The sequence below is a fragment of the Streptococcus oralis subsp. oralis genome, from assembly GCF_002096435.1.
Classification (GTDB): Bacteria; Bacillota; Bacilli; order Lactobacillales; family Streptococcaceae; genus Streptococcus; species Streptococcus oralis_AA.
Map to the genome: position 1 here is coordinate 334,095 of NZ_NCUI01000024.1, position 16,045 is coordinate 350,139.

The window sequence follows — 16,045 nt, forward strand, 5'->3', positions numbered from 1 at the left end:
AATCATGCTTCATCATCCACTTTCATATGCTGAAAGATATAGAGGAAAAAGTCTTTGGAAACTTCAAAATGTCCATAACGAAGTCGAGAAGTATAGTCTCTCCATTCAGGATGTTGTCTGGCTATTTCTATGGAACAATCTTTGACCGGTTGATAATACTCGACATTTCGTCTAAAGGGAAAGAATCCTTCAAATTGCTCTACTTGATAGGCTTTGTCGTCTATAATTTTACCTACGGCCACAAAAGCCTGTAACTTATCTTGACCATTCATATCGTATTTTGGGCTATAGTATAAAAGATAGTCTCCTTTTTTCATACGGTTTAAGGGCCCGCCCTTTCCATGACAGACCTGACAAAAATTCCCTTCAACTCCTCTTAAAACATGGTTCTTTGAAACAACTCCAACCCAATATCTAGGCATTTTTATCCTCCAACTCTACTAACATGCGATTAAAAACTTCTCTATCGTTAGACAGTTTTTCAAAAAATTTTTCATCAACCCCTTCTACTAAGGGTAAAGTATGATTGACCTTCTCCGCACCAGACTTCGTCACTGAGACCAGTTTTGCCCGACTATCCTTTGGATGCTGATCACGTCTAATGTAGTTCTTCTTCTCCAGTAGTCTAACAATCTGGGAAACCGTCATGACATCCATACCAGTGAACCGAGCAATATCAACTTGCGTTACATATTCCTCTCTATTGTTCAAAAACAAGAGCGAGGTTAAAACGATAAATTGAGGCAAAGTGAGGCCAACCGATTTCAAAACTCTTTTTAAATTACTTTCCCATTTGTTGTAAACTTTAATGAAAAGAAGACCTGTAGATTCTGTTTCATCATTTTTGTAAATTGAATTAAAGTGATACTTTGACATTATTTCTCCTTAAATATTAAGTGTACATATTATATAAGAATTTATTTTGTTTTTCAAGAAAAGGAAAGTGAAATGTTACAATTCTGTCAGACATTTTATAGTCTATATGCTATAATAAAAGCAAAACACCTAGAAAAGGAAGTCTTATGATTAAACTACTAGCCTTGGATATGGATGGAACCCTCCTTAATGAAGCCAAGGAAATCCCACAAGCCCACATCACTGCCATTCATCAGGCCATTGAAAAAGGTGTCAAACTGGTTCTCTGTACAGGTCGCCCGCTTTTCGGTGTTCTTCCTTATTACAAAAAACTTGGCCTTGACCTCCAGAATGAGTATGTCATTGTCAATAACGGTTGTTCAACTCACCAGACTAGTGACTGGAGTCTAGTTGACTGGCAAGAACTCAGCCCAGCTGATATCGAATACCTCTATGACCTAGCTGAAAAAAGCGACGTCCAGTTGACTCTTTTTGATGAAGAACATTATTTTGTCCTCGGAGGTAAGCCTAATGAAATCGTTCAAAATGATGCCAAACTTGTTTTTTCAGACCTGACTGAAATTTCCCTTGAGGAAGCCACTAGTGACAAATATCGGATGTTCCAAGGTATGTTTTTGGGAACCAAAGAAGAAACAGACGATTTTGAGCAGCGTTTTGCCAAGGAACTCTGCCAACGATTCAGTGGAGTTCGTTCGCAGCCTGTCATTTATGAAGCCATGCCACTTGGAACTACCAAGGCTACTGCTCTTTCACGTCTAGCTCAGATTTTGAAGATCGAGCCCTCAGAAATTATGGCCATGGGCGATGCTAATAACGATATCGAAATGCTCCAGTTTGCAGGACTTGGCATTGCTATGGGAAATGCTAGCGACCATGTCAAATCCTTAGCCAATGACGTCACAACCAGCAATGAAGAAGATGGTGTTGCTCGCGCGATTGAGAAGTATATTTTATAGTAAAAAAGCCCAGTTCATATCAACTGGGTTTTGTTTTTTTTTTTAGAATTACAAAACTTTAGAAACTCTTTAGAAATACTTGAACTTTCTTTGATTTCTATACCTTATACTAAAGTTAGAAAAAAAAATCAAAAGGAGAAAATCATGAAAACAGTACTCGAAATTCATGGACTGACCAAACAATTCGGCCAACAAGCTATTCTTCAAGATCTTAGCCTAACCATAAAAGAGGGAGATATTTATGGTCTAATTGGAAAAAATGGAGCAGGTAAAACTACTCTTATCAAAATCATTACACAATTATTGTTTGTGGACAAAGGTACAGTTTCTCTCTTTTCTAGTCAATCGGAAAATGAGTGGACCAAGGCTCTATCTCGAGTGGGTTCTGTTATCGAATCACCTGTAGCCCATAATCACTTAACAGCATACCAGAATCTGAAATATTATTGTATGGTTCGTCATATTCCAAATGCTGATAAAGTCATTCAAGAAACACTGGATTATGTAGGTTTGTCAGATACAGGTAAAAAAGTCTTCCGTGATTTCTCGCTAGGAATGAAACAAAGACTTGGTATCGCCATTGCCCTCCTATCCAAACCTGATTTCCTGATTCTTGATGAACCCATTAACGGTCTAGATCCGATAGGAATCAAAGAATTTCGTCTCATGATTCAGCGACTCAATCAAGAAAAAGGCATAACTATCCTCATATCTAGCCATATCTTGTCAGAACTCTATCTCCTAGCTAATCGCTTTGGTATCTTAGATCAAGGTAAGATTATCCGTGAAATCAGTAAAGCGGAATTTGAAACACTGAGTGAGGATTATATTGTGCTTAAAACAAGCGACAAAGAAAGAGCTTGTCAGGTATTGAAAGAACAAATCCAGCTCCAGTTTAAGGTTGTAAACCCTGAAAATGAAATCCATATCTTTGGTAATGAACAAGATGTCAAACAGATTCTTAAGCAACTAACTTTGGCCGATGTTGCTATTGATGAGATATACTTTGCCCGTCAAAACCTAGAAGAATACTTCACACAATTAGTAGAATAGGAGAAAAATCATGATACATACCATTCAAGCAGATTTTTACCGTCTTTTCCGCTCCAAAGGATTCTGGATTACAGAATTCATTCTCTTTATACTTATGTTACTGGGTGCTACTATTGGCGCTACAGGACATCTAATGTCCGTTCAAACAGCACCACCTGAGACTCCTACCCATGGTTGGAATGGGATAGAAGCTCTAATCAACGTGTCAAATAACGGCTCAAACCTCGTTTTCCTCTGTATTATTCTAGTATGTTTAGTTCTTGGGGTTGATCTAATCGGCAAGCTTTATAAAAATAGTTTGACAGTCGGCGTTTCTCGTACAGAATTTTTCCTTGCTAAATTCTTTGTTCTAGCAAGTATCGCTCTCTTACAACTCATTACCAGTCTTGTGATTGCCTTTATTCCAGCAACTATCTTAAATGGATTTGGGACCATGCCTAATGGATTTATTAGCAATCTATTGATAACCATTTCCCTTCAATTCCTTTGTCTCCTTGCTTGGCTTTCCATCGTTTCCTTCATTCTCTATGTTAGTCACTCTTATCTAGCGGTATTTATTGGTTATTTGGTCAGCTCTATCATCCTTTCTGTGCCAATGCTTGTTTTCCCAGACATTGAAATTCTACGATATTTAATTCTAGATTTTGCCTATGCTATGACTACTAATAGTCAAGCTATTCTCTATACCATCACGGTTTGCGTAACGGTCATACTTTTCTTCTCTTTCAGTGGACTGATTATTTTCAAGAAGAAAAGCTTATAAAAAGGACCTCCTCTAGGATATAGAGGAGGTTTCTTCTGTTAAAAATAGATAAAGACCGAAAACCATTCTCCATCAGCAACTAGCTTCATATCCGCTCCAAGAAGATGAACTAATTCCTCAGTAATATAGAGACCTAAACCAGAGGATTCTTCAGTATCCGACATATTTTCAGAATAAAAACGATTACTGAGATTGTCTATATTCTTGATAGGTTTTTTGACTAGGTTACCAATTTCCAAAATAAGCCTATTTTCTTCCTTTTTCAAAGAAAGTCGAGCCTTCTCCTTGCCGTGCTTGAGAACATTTCCAAGGAGGTTTTGTATAATTCGATCAAGCAAGTCCTCATCAGTCGTCGTTTTCAATCCTGGTTCAACATTAAAATCAAGAACAATCTGTGAAGATTGAAAAACGTCGTAATAGGCTAAAGTCTTTTTCGTTATAAAAGTTGATAAATCAAGCTCTTCCAGTTTCGGTTTGACTGCTCCTTCCATCAAATGACGGTATTCGAGGAGAGCCTCCAAACGTTTGGAAACCAAATCCTGATGATGGGCTATTTTATTTAAGGTTTCTGAACTATTATCGGGATGTTTTATTAGTTGCTGAGTATATCCTGAAGCGATTGTCAAAGGTGTCCGAATATCATGAGCGATGTTACTGATTGCCATATCTAGGGTACGTTTTTCATGCTTCATGATTAGCTGATTCTGTTCAACTTCTTGAAATAGATTCTCAATTTGGTTATGTAGACGCAAAATGGTCTTTGAAAAGAAGTTTATCCCGATCCTCTTCATGCTACCAGAGCGAATCTTTTCTTCGATTTGTCTGCTTAAATCTCTAATTGCTATATGATAGCGAATCAAAGAAATCGCCAAAATAATGTTAGTAAGGAGTAATATTGATATCAAAATGTAATTCATTATTTATCTCCTTTTAATCGAACACCAACTCCCCAAATGGTTTCAATGTATTCGTGATTTGGATCCAGTTGATGCAGTTTTTTACGGAGATTGCTTAGATGGGTGTTGAGCGTATTATCTCCAGGCAGGTAACTTTCTTCCCAAATTAATTCATAGAGTTCTTCCTTGGTAAAAATCTTTTTAGGATGCCGGAGTAACATTTGGAGAATCTGGCACTCTTTCTTTGCAAGGCGAATGGTTTCAGTTGCGCTACTTATTTCAAAACTATCCGCATCAAACTGGATATTTTTTAAATTTTGTACGAGGTTTTCAGTTTCCCTGCGGTTTTCTGACTGATGTTCACCACTTTGGCGTAATTGAACAGTGACTCTGGCAAAGACTTCGTCCAAATCAAAAGGTTTTACTACATAATCATTGGCACCATCTAGGAGATATTGGCTGATGAGCTTTTTATCACCCAAAGCAGTGAGCATGATGACCGGAGTCTGACTAGTTTGTCGAATGGCTTGCAAGACTTGGTCACCATTTTTCCCAGGGAGCATGATATCTAGCAGAACGAGATCAATGCCACCTTTGTCAAATTGCATGATACCTTCTGTGCCAGAAAAGGCTTGTATCACCTCGTGTTCTTCAGTAAGAAGGATTTTTAAAATCTCCTGAATTTCATTATTATCTTCAATTACAAGAATGCTCGCCATAAACCTCGTCCTTTCTAAAACTATTATAACATGTTTTGTTAGGAATTCCAGGCACAGAAAAGCTCCTCTCACATTTTAAGCAAGAAAGAGCTAATAAATTGAATCTACTTAACCAAATAAGCAATCAAGGTTATAATCCATAGATGAGCTGGGTAAAAAATATAAAAGAAATATTTACTACAACTGATTTCTTGTCCTCGCTGTCCATTATACAAGGCCATAAAAGGAAAGACAGTGATAAAGAGCCAGTCGGAATTGTAAAGCATCATTTCCAAGGTTTGGTACCAAGTATCATAGGTATGGATAGAAGTCACTAACAGGAAGGCCCAAAGGAGAGTATAGAGAAGATTTCGCAATCCCTTACGATTTCGACAAGAGTAACTAATCAAGAGAAATGGTAGCATGGTGATGCCACCCTCAGTAAAAAGACATCCGAAAATCAAAAGCCCAGCAACTCCAATCCGACGCCACAACTTCTCCTTTTTATCTAACTCTTTTCTGGGAAAGCCAATCCAAAGCATGGTAACACCGATGGCCAAAGTTAAGAAAATATTATTAGTGACCATTACTCCCTTAGAGGAAAATAGGGCGTTGAGGAGGCTATTTCCAGCAAACATGATAAGCGCCCAACTCCAAAGGCGGATGAGATAGTCTTTCAGATTTCGAGTATGGATGAATCCTTCCATAGCCATATAGGCAAACCAAACTCCCACACAACGGGTCATAGCGTGAAAAATACCTTCCCACAGAGGAGAAACGATTCCTGTGATATGAGGGATATGGTCTAGAACCATTACTGCCACCATCAGATACTTCAACTGAGTTGCATTCCATTTTTTCATAATAAACCTCTTTCTTTTTGATCTACATAGAGTATAGCATACATTTCCACGCATAATCGTACACCTATCTTACATTTAAAAAGCCTATCTTACAATTTTGTAAGACAGGCGTGAATATCAAAAATTTATTATGAAATGTATCTTCTAGTTCGTAATCCGTTGGTACATTTCTGGTCTTCTATCTCGAAACAATCCCCAGTTTAGACGCTCGCTTGCTCCCTTATCAAGGTCATAAGTTGCTAACAGAACAGCTTCTCCTTGTCTTTCGGCTTGCTCTAGAATAGCTCCCGTTTCATCCGTCATAAAGGAGGAACCGTAGAAGTTAAGACTGGAGCTTTGTCCCCCATTTTCTTCACAAGGAGTGACTTCTTCCAAGCCATAACGATTGGCTGCAATGACTGGAACAATATTTGCTGCTGCGTGTCCTTGCATAGTACGTTGCCAGTGACCACAACTATCCGTATCCAAAATTGGCTCTGAACCGATGGCGGTTGGATAAAAGAGCAATTCAGCACCATTCAATGCAAGACAGCGCGCTGTTTCAGGGAACCATTGATCCCAACAAATACCGATACCAATCTTAGCATAGCGAGTATCCCAGACCTTGAAACCAGTGTTACCAGGCGTAAAATAAAACTTTTCTTGGTAATAATGGTCATCTGGTATGTGGGTCTTTCGATAAACGCCCAATACTTCCCCATCAGCATCAATGACGGCGATAGAGTTATACAAGACATTGCCATCTTTTTCATAGAAACTAATGGGTAAAACGACCTTTAGCTCCTTAGCAAGCTCCTTAAAATGCTGAATGGCTGTATTTTCTGTCACGGACTGGGCATACTGGTAGTAGTCATACTGTCGTTCCTGACAAAAATAGGGACGTTCAAACAATTCGGGCAAGAGAATGATTTGTGCGCCTTGCTTTGCAGCTTGGCGAACTAAACGTTCAGCTGTTTGAATATTTGTTGCCACATCCTTGGCACATTGCATCTGAATGGCTGCAACTCTTACATTTCTCATCTTTTTCTCCTATTCTGGGATTTGTTGGGTGATACAGTGGATATTGCCACCACCTAAGAGAATATCTCTGGCTGGTATTCCGACAACTTTACGGTCTGGGAAACACTTGCTGAGGATATCTAAGGCCACTTGGTCATTTACATCCTCAAACTGGGGCACTAAGACAGACTTGTTTGCAATATAAAAATTGACATAGGAAGCTGCAAGGCGCTCACCCTCATAACGCTCCTCTTCCCCTTCTTCATAGGTATAGCCTGGTAAATCCTCCTTAGTGACAACCTGACGAATAGCTGGGATAGGAAGCTTATGAACTGTGAAGGAACGACCTTTTGCATCTGTTTCTTTTTCTAAAAGCTCAAGGTCAGCTGCAGACATGGCATGTTGAGGATCGTTTTGATCATCTGTCCAAGCCAAGACAAGTTCTGCAGGACCAACGAAGGCTGCAACATTGTCAACATGTTCATTGGTTTCGTCCTGATAAATACCATAAGGCAGCCAGATAACTTTTTCAGCGCCAAGGCACTCTAATAAGGTGTTTTCGATTTGCTCTTTAGACAGGTGGGGATTGCGTCCAGCGCTCAGAAGGCAACTTTCAGTCACAAGAATGGTCCCTTGACCATCGCTATGGATCGTGCCGCCTTCCAGTACAAAAGGTTTGGCATCGTAAATAGGCATCTCCAAGGCCTCAGCAAAACGACTGGCTACTTGGTCATCATCTTCATAATCTTGATAAAGACCATCAACAGCCCCACCCCAGGCATTGAAAGACCAATCTACTGCCAACTTTTCTTTTTTATCATTGATGAGAATAGTCGGACCCGTATCACGCGCCCAGGCATCATTAGTAGGAATATCTAAATAAACAACCTTGTCTCCTAGATAGGATTGGGCTTCAGATAGATGGTCCTGCTCCACCAAAATATAGACTCTTTCCCCTTGGGCTATGGTCTTGATAATCTGGCTAAAAGCTCTTTTAGCCGCCTTTCCTTGGAAGGGCCATGAACCTGGTCGAGTCGGCCATATCATGAGGGTACCATGATGGGGTTCGTACTCTGCTGGCATACGATAGCCTGCTTTTTTCGGAGTTTCTATCATGATAATCTCCCTTTAAAGTCTTGATAGCCGAAGGTTTTGACTAAGCTGCAGTCACCTTGCTCGTCCATGAGATAGAGACTTGGCAAGCCAATACCGTTAAAGGTATTATTTTTAACAAATGAGTAAATAGCCATATCTTCAAAATAAAGCCTATCACCTATTTGGACTGGATTTTCAAAACTATAATCACCAATTACATCACCCGTCAGACAGGTATTGGAAGAAAGTCTATAGGTACGGGATTTTTCCTGCGGTTCAAATCCATTTCTCAAAGGTGGACGATAGGGCATTTCAAGTACATCTGGCATATGGCAGGTCGCGGAGGCATCTAAAACCAAAATATCCATACCGTTTTCGACAATATCCAATACTTCAGTAGCTAGATAACCCGCATTGAGCGCAATAGCTTCACCCGGCTCGATATAGACTTCAAGGTTGTAAGTTTCTCGGATACGCTTGATTTCTGAAATCAGTAAATCCACATCGTAGTCTTCTCTGGTGATGTGGTGTCCGCCCCCCATATTGAGCCATTTAACTTGATGCAAATAGGGTCCAAACTGTTCTTCTACAGCTTTCAAAGTTGTCTCTAAATCATCTGCTCCCTGCTCACAAAGTGTGTGAAAATGAAGCCCATCCACCAAGTCCAGCAAATCACTCGGTATCTTGTTTAAAGTAACTCCAAACCGAGATCCCGGAGCACAAGGGTCATAGAGCGCGTGATCTCCTTGAGTTGAACACTGAGGGTTGAGGCGCAAACCGACACTGATACCAGCCTCTCGGCAACGAGCACCATGTTTACGCAACTGTCTCTCGGAGTTGAAGACGATATGGTCCGTTATCTCCAGCAATTCCTCCAAGTCTGCATCCTTGAAAGCAGGTGCAAAGACATGGACTTCCCCCGGAAACTCTTCTCTAGCTAACTTAGCTTCATAGAGACCACTAGCCGTCGTACCTGACAGATACTGACTAATCAAGGGATAGGTTTTATAGAGGGAATAGGCCTTTTGGGCAAGCAAAACCTTGCAACCTGCTTCTTCTTGAACATATTGTAGAATGCGACAGTTTGCTTCTAGCTTGGCCAAGTCAATGACATAGGCTGGTGTGGGTACTTGTTCTAACTTCATTAGTCCACCATTTGTGGGTTTTCTACCACAACCCAAGGCAATCCGTACTTATTCAAAGCTTCCATGAATGGATCTGGATCCAATTCTTCAAGGTTATAGACTCCAGCTTGTTTCCAAGTACCGTTCATAACCAATTTTGTCCCAATCATGGCTGGAACACCAGTCGTGTAAGAAATGGCTTGTGAACCAACTTCTGCGTAACATTCCTGATGGTCACAAACATTGTAGATATAGATGGTCTTTTCAACACCATCTTTGACACCTCTAAAGATACAGCCGATATTGGTTTTTCCAACTGTACGTGGGCCAAGGCTGGCTGGATCAGGAAGCAAGGCTTTCAAGAATTGAATCGGCACAATGTCTTGTCCATTAAAGTTAATAGCATCCGTACGAAGAAGACCAACGTTTTCCAAGCATTTCATATGCGTTAAATAAGATTGACCAAAAGTCATAAAGAAACGAATGCGTTTGACACCGGGAATGTTCTTGGCCAATGATTCAATTTCTTCATGGTGAAGGAGATACATGTCTTTCTGTCCAACTTGAGGGAAGTCATACTCACGCTTGATAGACATAGCTTCGACTTCGACCCATTTTCCATCTTCCCAGTAAGAACCTGGCGCAGAAACCTCGCGGAGGTTGATTTCTGGGTTAAAGTTTGTTGCAAATGGATAACCGTGGTCACCACCATTACAGTCTAGAATGTCGATATAGTGGATTTCATCAAAATAGTGTTTGAGAGCATAAGCTGAAAAGACACTGGTCACACCTGGGTCGAAACCAGAACCAAGAAGAGCAGTCAAGCCTGCTTCTTTGAATTTTTCCTGATAAGCCCATTGCCATGAGTAGTCAAAGTAAGCTGTAAAACCAAGCTCCTTGCAACGTTTTTCATAAATAGCTCGCCATTCAGGGTCTTCCGTATCCTCAGCCTCATAGTTAGCTGTGTCGATATAGTGGACTCCAGTTGCCAAACAAGCGTCCATAATTGTTAAATCTTGATATGGTAAAGCTACGTTCAAAACAGCTTCTGGCTTGTAGCTTTCAATCAAGGCAATGACTTCTTCGACATTATCAGCATCAAGAGCAGCTGTTTCAATCTTTGTACTTGTTTTGCCTTCTAGTTTAGCTTTCAAGTCATCACATTTTGACTTGGTACGGCTAGCAATCATAATCTCTGTAAAGGTTTCGCTATCTTGGCAAATCTTTGAAATAGCAACTTGGGCAACGCCCCCACATCCAATAACTAATAAACGACTCATTTTTTCCCTTCCTCTTCTTCTAAAATATCTTCTACGTACTTGGGCAACATAAAGGCTCCCACGTGTAAGTTTGCAGTGTAGTATTCTGTGAAAAGCTGGCGTTTTTTCCAGCCTTCCTTGTCAAAATCTTTGACAGGGTGGTATTTTTTAGATGCAAATCCAAACAACCAATAGCCCGCTGGACTGGTTGGGATATGGGCCTGATAAACCCGACTGATTGGAAATGCTTGATTGACCTTGCGGTGCATGCTTCGGCAAGCTGACTCATCCTCATCAAAGAAGGGACTCCCATGCTGATAGATCATGATTCCGTCCTCTTTCAAGGCTCTGTAACTGTTTCCGTAAAATTCCTTGGTAAAGAGCCCTTCCGTATGTCCAAATGGATCTGTCGCATCGTTGATGATAATATCGTAGTCATCTTCACAGTTTCGCAAAAAACGTAGCCCATTTTGGTAGTAAATGGTAACACGAGGATCATCTAGCCCCGCAGCAAAATCTGGGAAATACTCACGACAGACTTCAACCAGCATCTCATCCGGTTCCACAATATCGATTTGTTCCAGTTCAGGATACAGTGTCAAAACTTGGGCAACACCACCGTCGCCACCTCCAATAACCAAGACTTTCTTGGGATTTGGGTGGATAGCCATGGGAACGTGGACCGTCATTTCGTTGTAAACAAAATCATCCGCATCTGAAAACAAGACGTGCCCATTTAAAATCAGTATTTTCCCAAAAGCTGGAGTATCCAAGACTTCGATATCCTGCCATTCACTTTTTCCAGCATAGAGTTGCTTGGCAGTTCTCAAGGATAATTTCACATCTGGAGTATGAACTTCAGAAAACCACAAATCCATCTAGTTCTCCTTTCTATCAATAACGTTGATGTGATTGACTTCTAGATCTTCCGTCCCTTGGAGGGAGCAACCACGTTCTTTGGCAAATAGGATATAATCCACAATTTCTCGTGTAATCCGTTCACCCGGTGCTAGGATTGGAATCCCTGGAGGATAACACATGACAAATTCCCCACAGACTTGTCCAACAGAATCATCCAAGGTTAAACTTTTTCTCTCGGAATAGAAGGCTTCTTGCGGAGACAGCACTAACTCGGGCTGGATATATTCACCAGCAATCAAGTCCTTCCCATCTCTCGAGTAGAGCCTCTTGATGTCAGCCAAAGCACCGACTAAGCGCTCGATGTCTTGGATGCGGTCACCGATTGAAATATAAGCCAAGATATTCCCAATATCCCCAAACTCGATCTGAATGTCGTATTCATCTCGCAAGAGATCATAAACCTCTATCCCTGTTAGCCCAATTCCCTGAGTGTAGACGGACAGCTTGGTCACATCAAAATCACAGACCGATACACCGTCTATTAACTCTTTTGAGTAGGCATAGTAACCACCGATAGCATTGATTTCACGACGAGCATACTCGGATAGCTCAATAACTTTCTCAAAAGACTCTTTGCCACGAAGGGCTAAGTTGCGACGAGAAATATCCAAACTAGACATAAGTAGGTAAGAGGCAGATGTAGACTGGGTCAGGTTGATAATCTGACGAACATACTCAGGGTTCATCTGCTCCCCGATAAGTAAAATGGAGCTTTGGGTCAAACTCCCACCAGACTTATGCATAGAGACCGCCGCCATATCAGCTCCAGCGTCCATAGCTGACAATGGCAATTTGTCTGTAAAATGCAAATGCGCTCCATGGGCTTCATCCACTAAAACCAGCATGCCCGCTTTATGAGCCATCTCTGTTAATCCCTTAAGGTCTGAACAAATCCCATAATAGGTTGGATTGTTAATTAGGATAGCCTTGGCATCTGGATGCTCCTTAATTGCCTGCGCAACACGGTCATTTTCAAGACCTAAAGCAATGCCGATTTTAGGATCCACACTCATCTCGATATAGATGGGAATGGCACCACATAGAACCAACGCATTGATAGCAGATTTATGGACATTTCGCGGCAGAATAATCTTATCTCCAGCCTTGCAGGTGGAAAGAATCATAGTTTGAACAGATGAAGTTGTCCCCCCAATCATGAGAAAGGCATGGGCTGCACCAAAAGCATCCGCAGCTAATTCCTCCGCATCCCGAATAATCGAAATGGGGTGACCAAGATTATCCAATGGTTTCATCGAATTAACATCAATACCAACACATTTTTCCCCTAATAGTTCGACAAGTTCTGGATTTCCTCGTCCACGCTTGTGACCTGGCACATCAAAGGGGACAATCCTTTTCTTGCGTAGCTTGACCAAGGCCTCGTAAATTGGGGCTTGGTTTTGATCTAACTTCTTCAAGACATACTCCTTTACCGTATTTTTAGCACCTCAAAAAGATAAAGGCGACTAAAGGTTGACTTATGAAAAAAGAGCAGGTTTTCACCTGCTCTGCAATCTTCTGACGTGTGTATTTTGGTTTCTGTTGAGTATGTCTGTTCCTGATGTTTCCTAACTCTCTAGTAGCAAATATTACGTACTTTATTGATCGTTTCACAAGATGACGTGTGCTTTCACCACACTAAAAATTTATGAATTAGGACAAATATCCTAACATCAACTTATAAAAGTAGGCTTTTAACCCTATCAATAATGTGGCTTTTCAACCACGCTTCGGCATTCAACCCTGCCTGTCCGTAGGCATTTTTTACTCGGGTTTATATTTGCTAGAAAACATCATCTCATTTTCTAAGCCTTATAACTATATCATGTTTACAAGAGCTTGTAAAGTATTTTGTGAAAGTTTTTTTAAGAGTATCATTTTTTGTTCGTGAAATATTATTCAACAATAAAAAGAAATCGCTTTAAAACATCATAGACGTAAGAAAAAAGGAACTACAAACGTTAATTTGCTTTAATAATTCTTCAAGTATGACTTGATATTGAAAATCAGTTCTTTTCATCAGATTTTATAAGTATTTCCAGCTAGGAAGTACGAATCAACTGCTCCAATTCTACTTCTGAAAGCTGACCTTGATTGTAGAGTTTTCTAAGTAAGTCCTCATCTACGGTAATTGAATAGTAATACGTCACAAACTCATGAAATCGCTCAAAACTATCAAAGAAATAAGATAGTAACCATTCACCACCATCCTGATCTTGGTAGGTATTTTGATGCTCTTGATCGTCATACCAGATAAAGAAGGTTGTTTCATCTTTTTGTTCTTCTGAGTATAGGTTTTGATACTTTTCATCCAGTCCTTTATAAAATCCGTCTATGATGTCTTGATTCCACTCATCCGCAGCAAATTGACTCAAACTGCTTTCATGGTCAAAGCCCTTTATAAGGATCATTTTATCAGTAAAGATCACATCTAGAGAATCACCAGAACCGTTGTCGATAAGGTAACGGACTCCGTAGCTTTCCTCAGTCTTAACAATCAATCGAAGCCATGTCTTGTTTGGATCTGTTCGATACTCATCAATGACAAGCAAGGCATCTAAGCGAGTCTTTATCTGGTCCCATTCAATTTTTCCCATTTCTTTAATCCTCCGTCTTAAAGTTTAAAATCTATTATGCTTACAAATTCTATAACCAATTTCTATCTATCCCGTCCGACTACACGGTGGAATATTTCCTTCACCAGACAAATCATCAGGTGTTTGATTTTCTAGATGTACATTCATCACGCACCTGACTAACAGTTGGAAAAGTACTTAACAAATAGTCACTAAGACATTTCCTTTGAGAGTTAAGATTTTCTTATAAAAGTTTTTCAATTTTACAAAACAGGTTCGAATATCATCCTTGATTTCTTCCTCTTCTTCAAGATAATCCCAAATATCGGGGTATAAATCTGCCTTCTTGCATGCTTCCATGCTAAAGTTAGCTAAAGCCCTATCCATGTCAAAATTCTCTAATGCTTGAACAATCTCAGCTATCTTTGAGTGTTCAGTATAGGCTATATACTCCGATACATTTTCTAAAGAAGTTACTCCCAAGACAGCTTCTCTCAAGGGATCGTCATCCATAAATTCTGAACTACTAAAACCTGTCATAACAAAGAGTAAGGCATCCCACATTTTGTCAATATCTATCAACGTATCATTTCCCTCAAGATAATCCTCTACCAAGTCAAGCAAATCCTCTTCCTGACAAGAATACCGCTTTATTTGGCTTAATTTATTGTCAGATAGATATTGATAATTAGCAATCATTCCCATAATGTTTCCTCCTATTAGTCCCCTTTCTTGAAAAAGGCAAGAAATCTACTGTTTTTGGACTCTCCTCCTTATTTCTCATTCTCATCTTCTGCTACTTCCCAGACTTCTGACTGATAGCCCTCGCCGTCAATATCATAGCGCTGCATATAGCCAATAAATCTTTCTTTTTTATTTTCCTTACGAGGCTTGAGAATGTTTACAGCCCAGAATCCGATAAGAATGACAACTAAAAGCGCTATTACTGTTTCCATCTCATCACCTTTGCCTACATTAATATCCTTCAACCCACTTTTCATTGTCCATGATGAAAGGCTTAGCTAGGCCGTCACCTGTGTAATTCGCATATTTGGTGGATAGATACTTGTAACAATCTTCCTTGCTCGCAAACTTAATAGCTTGATAAGGCTCTTCAAACGTCAGTTTCTCTACAAATAAGAAACCCTCCTCAGCTGGCACTAAAACACCAACGTGCCCTACAAAAAGATACTCCCCATCCAAATTATCATGCAACACAACAGACAACATTCGAGCTTTATCATTGAATTGAAACTGGGAAAAGAATTTCTCCATCTTCTGCGCGTGAACTTTTACATCCGTCGTTGCTTCCGTCTCCACCCTAGAAAATAGAATATCAAACTCTTCCTTATCTTTCGAATCAAATACTTTTCCCTTATCGATAGCATCGTTATCCACAAAAAGCAGCTGATCATTCTTTTCAAGTTTTGGAATTGTGACCGAATTTTTCAAGAGCGCATAACTATTAATACGGCAGTTGGTCCCGACAAAGTCACCCTTTTTTTCATTCCATAGATTACTAATTTTCTCTACGTCGTATTCTGACTTCGTAAAGGAGGCAAAATCCCCACTTAAGCCAGTAGAGCCGACAGTCGCATTATAGTCTGTGACAAGATTGAAAAATGCCTCAACACTATTTGGGTCCAAGTGAGCTGATAAGAGAGATTTGACCTCTTCGGTACTGACTTGACCGTTTAGATTGGAATATGAAGCCGTCCAAGGAACTTTATCAGAGCTGGTCTGTGTCTGATTTGTAGCGTCAGTGCTCGTATTATTTTGGTGACAAGCAGCCAATCCAAGAAATAAGGGCAAACACAATCCCAAGGCTACTACTTTTCTCGTTCGTTTCATGAAATTTCCTTTCTAAAGCACAAGTCTCTATTTTTCTTTAAACACTCTTCACTAATCCCTCATCCGGTAATCCGTGACTTAGTTTTATTATACTACATAAGTCAAAAAAAGACTG

18 protein-coding genes are annotated in these 16,045 nt (G+C 40.1%); 3 read left to right on the forward strand and 15 right to left on the reverse strand.

Annotated features, from left to right (window positions below; translation table 11 throughout):
- Positions 1-2 precede the first annotated feature (2 nt).
- Entirely contained in the window at positions 3-422 is a 420-nt protein-coding gene (locus B7723_RS05150; RefSeq protein ID WP_084849668.1) for an EVE domain-containing protein, read from the reverse strand.
- The gene (locus tag B7723_RS05155; RefSeq protein WP_084849667.1) at positions 415-876 is read right to left on the reverse strand and encodes a MarR family winged helix-turn-helix transcriptional regulator; all 462 of its coding nucleotides are present in this window, start codon (positions 874-876) and stop codon (positions 415-417) included. The genes B7723_RS05150 and B7723_RS05155 overlap by 8 nt, the downstream gene beginning before the upstream one ends.
- Positions 877-1,022: 146 nt before the next feature.
- On the opposite strand from B7723_RS05155, the gene B7723_RS05160 reads away from it, so the two are divergent.
- The 3 genes from B7723_RS05160 (at position 1,023) to B7723_RS05170 (ending at position 3,648) form a co-directional block, all read left to right on the forward strand.
- The gene (locus B7723_RS05160) at positions 1,023-1,832 is read left to right on the forward strand and encodes a Cof-type HAD-IIB family hydrolase (protein WP_084849666.1); all 810 of its coding nucleotides are present in this window, start codon (positions 1,023-1,025) and stop codon (positions 1,830-1,832) included.
- A 144-nt stretch (positions 1,833-1,976) separates the two neighbouring features.
- Positions 1,977-2,885 carry an ABC transporter ATP-binding protein gene (locus tag B7723_RS05165; RefSeq protein WP_084849665.1) on the forward strand — a complete coding sequence of 303 codons (909 nt, stop codon included), beginning with the start codon at positions 1,977-1,979 and terminating at the stop codon, positions 2,883-2,885.
- A gap of 10 nt (positions 2,886-2,895) precedes the next feature.
- The gene (locus tag B7723_RS05170) at positions 2,896-3,648 is read left to right on the forward strand and encodes an ABC transporter permease (RefSeq protein WP_084849664.1); all 753 of its coding nucleotides are present in this window, start codon (positions 2,896-2,898) and stop codon (positions 3,646-3,648) included.
- A 38-nt stretch (positions 3,649-3,686) separates the two neighbouring features.
- On the opposite strand, the gene B7723_RS05175 is transcribed toward B7723_RS05170, so the two are convergent.
- The 13 genes from B7723_RS05175 to B7723_RS05235 form a co-directional block, all read right to left on the reverse strand.
- Positions 3,687-4,565, reverse strand: a complete 879-nt coding sequence (locus B7723_RS05175; protein WP_084849663.1) for a sensor histidine kinase — start codon at positions 4,563-4,565, stop codon at positions 3,687-3,689.
- A complete protein-coding gene (locus B7723_RS05180; protein WP_084849662.1) occupies positions 4,565-5,263 on the reverse strand; it encodes a response regulator transcription factor in 699 nt (232 codons plus the stop codon). Before B7723_RS05180 ends, B7723_RS05175 begins: the two co-directional genes overlap by 1 nt.
- Positions 5,264-5,367: 104 nt before the next feature.
- Positions 5,368-6,105 (reverse strand): TraX family protein, encoded by a 738-nt coding sequence (locus tag B7723_RS05185; RefSeq protein WP_084849661.1) that lies wholly within the window; start codon positions 6,103-6,105, stop codon positions 5,368-5,370.
- A gap of 144 nt (positions 6,106-6,249) precedes the next feature.
- A complete protein-coding gene (gene aguB / locus B7723_RS05190; protein WP_084849660.1) occupies positions 6,250-7,125 on the reverse strand; it encodes an N-carbamoylputrescine amidase in 876 nt (291 codons plus the stop codon).
- Between the two features lie 9 nt (positions 7,126-7,134).
- On the reverse strand, positions 7,135-8,220 hold the full coding sequence (aguA, locus tag B7723_RS05195; protein WP_084849659.1) for an agmatine deiminase: 1,086 nt from the start codon (positions 8,218-8,220) through the stop codon (positions 7,135-7,137).
- The gene (gene nspC, locus B7723_RS05200) at positions 8,217-9,344 is read right to left on the reverse strand and encodes a carboxynorspermidine decarboxylase (RefSeq protein ID WP_084849658.1); all 1,128 of its coding nucleotides are present in this window, start codon (positions 9,342-9,344) and stop codon (positions 8,217-8,219) included. Before nspC ends, aguA begins: the two co-directional genes overlap by 4 nt.
- On the reverse strand, positions 9,344-10,603 hold the full coding sequence (locus B7723_RS05205; protein ID WP_084849657.1) for a saccharopine dehydrogenase family protein: 1,260 nt from the start codon (positions 10,601-10,603) through the stop codon (positions 9,344-9,346). Before B7723_RS05205 ends, nspC begins: the two co-directional genes overlap by 1 nt.
- A complete protein-coding gene (gene speE, locus B7723_RS05210; protein WP_084849656.1) occupies positions 10,600-11,460 on the reverse strand; it encodes a polyamine aminopropyltransferase in 861 nt (286 codons plus the stop codon). Before speE ends, B7723_RS05205 begins: the two co-directional genes overlap by 4 nt.
- Positions 11,461-12,921: an aminotransferase class I/II-fold pyridoxal phosphate-dependent enzyme gene (locus tag B7723_RS05215; RefSeq protein ID WP_084849655.1), complete on the reverse strand. Its 1,461-nt coding sequence runs from the start codon at positions 12,919-12,921 to the stop codon at positions 11,461-11,463. It abuts the gene before it with no gap.
- A 624-nt stretch (positions 12,922-13,545) separates the two neighbouring features.
- Positions 13,546-14,100, reverse strand: coding sequence for a hypothetical protein (locus tag B7723_RS05220; protein WP_042768089.1), 555 nt, complete (start codon positions 14,098-14,100; stop codon positions 13,546-13,548).
- A gap of 177 nt (positions 14,101-14,277) precedes the next feature.
- Positions 14,278-14,784 carry a YfbM family protein gene (locus B7723_RS05225; RefSeq protein ID WP_084849654.1) on the reverse strand — a complete coding sequence of 169 codons (507 nt, stop codon included), beginning with the start codon at positions 14,782-14,784 and terminating at the stop codon, positions 14,278-14,280.
- A 68-nt stretch (positions 14,785-14,852) separates the two neighbouring features.
- Positions 14,853-15,035: a hypothetical protein gene (locus tag B7723_RS05230; protein WP_084849862.1), complete on the reverse strand. Its 183-nt coding sequence runs from the start codon at positions 15,033-15,035 to the stop codon at positions 14,853-14,855.
- A gap of 19 nt (positions 15,036-15,054) precedes the next feature.
- The gene (locus tag B7723_RS05235) at positions 15,055-15,930 is read right to left on the reverse strand and encodes a DUF4300 family protein (protein ID WP_084849653.1); all 876 of its coding nucleotides are present in this window, start codon (positions 15,928-15,930) and stop codon (positions 15,055-15,057) included.
- Between the last annotated feature and the right edge of the window lie 115 nt (positions 15,931-16,045).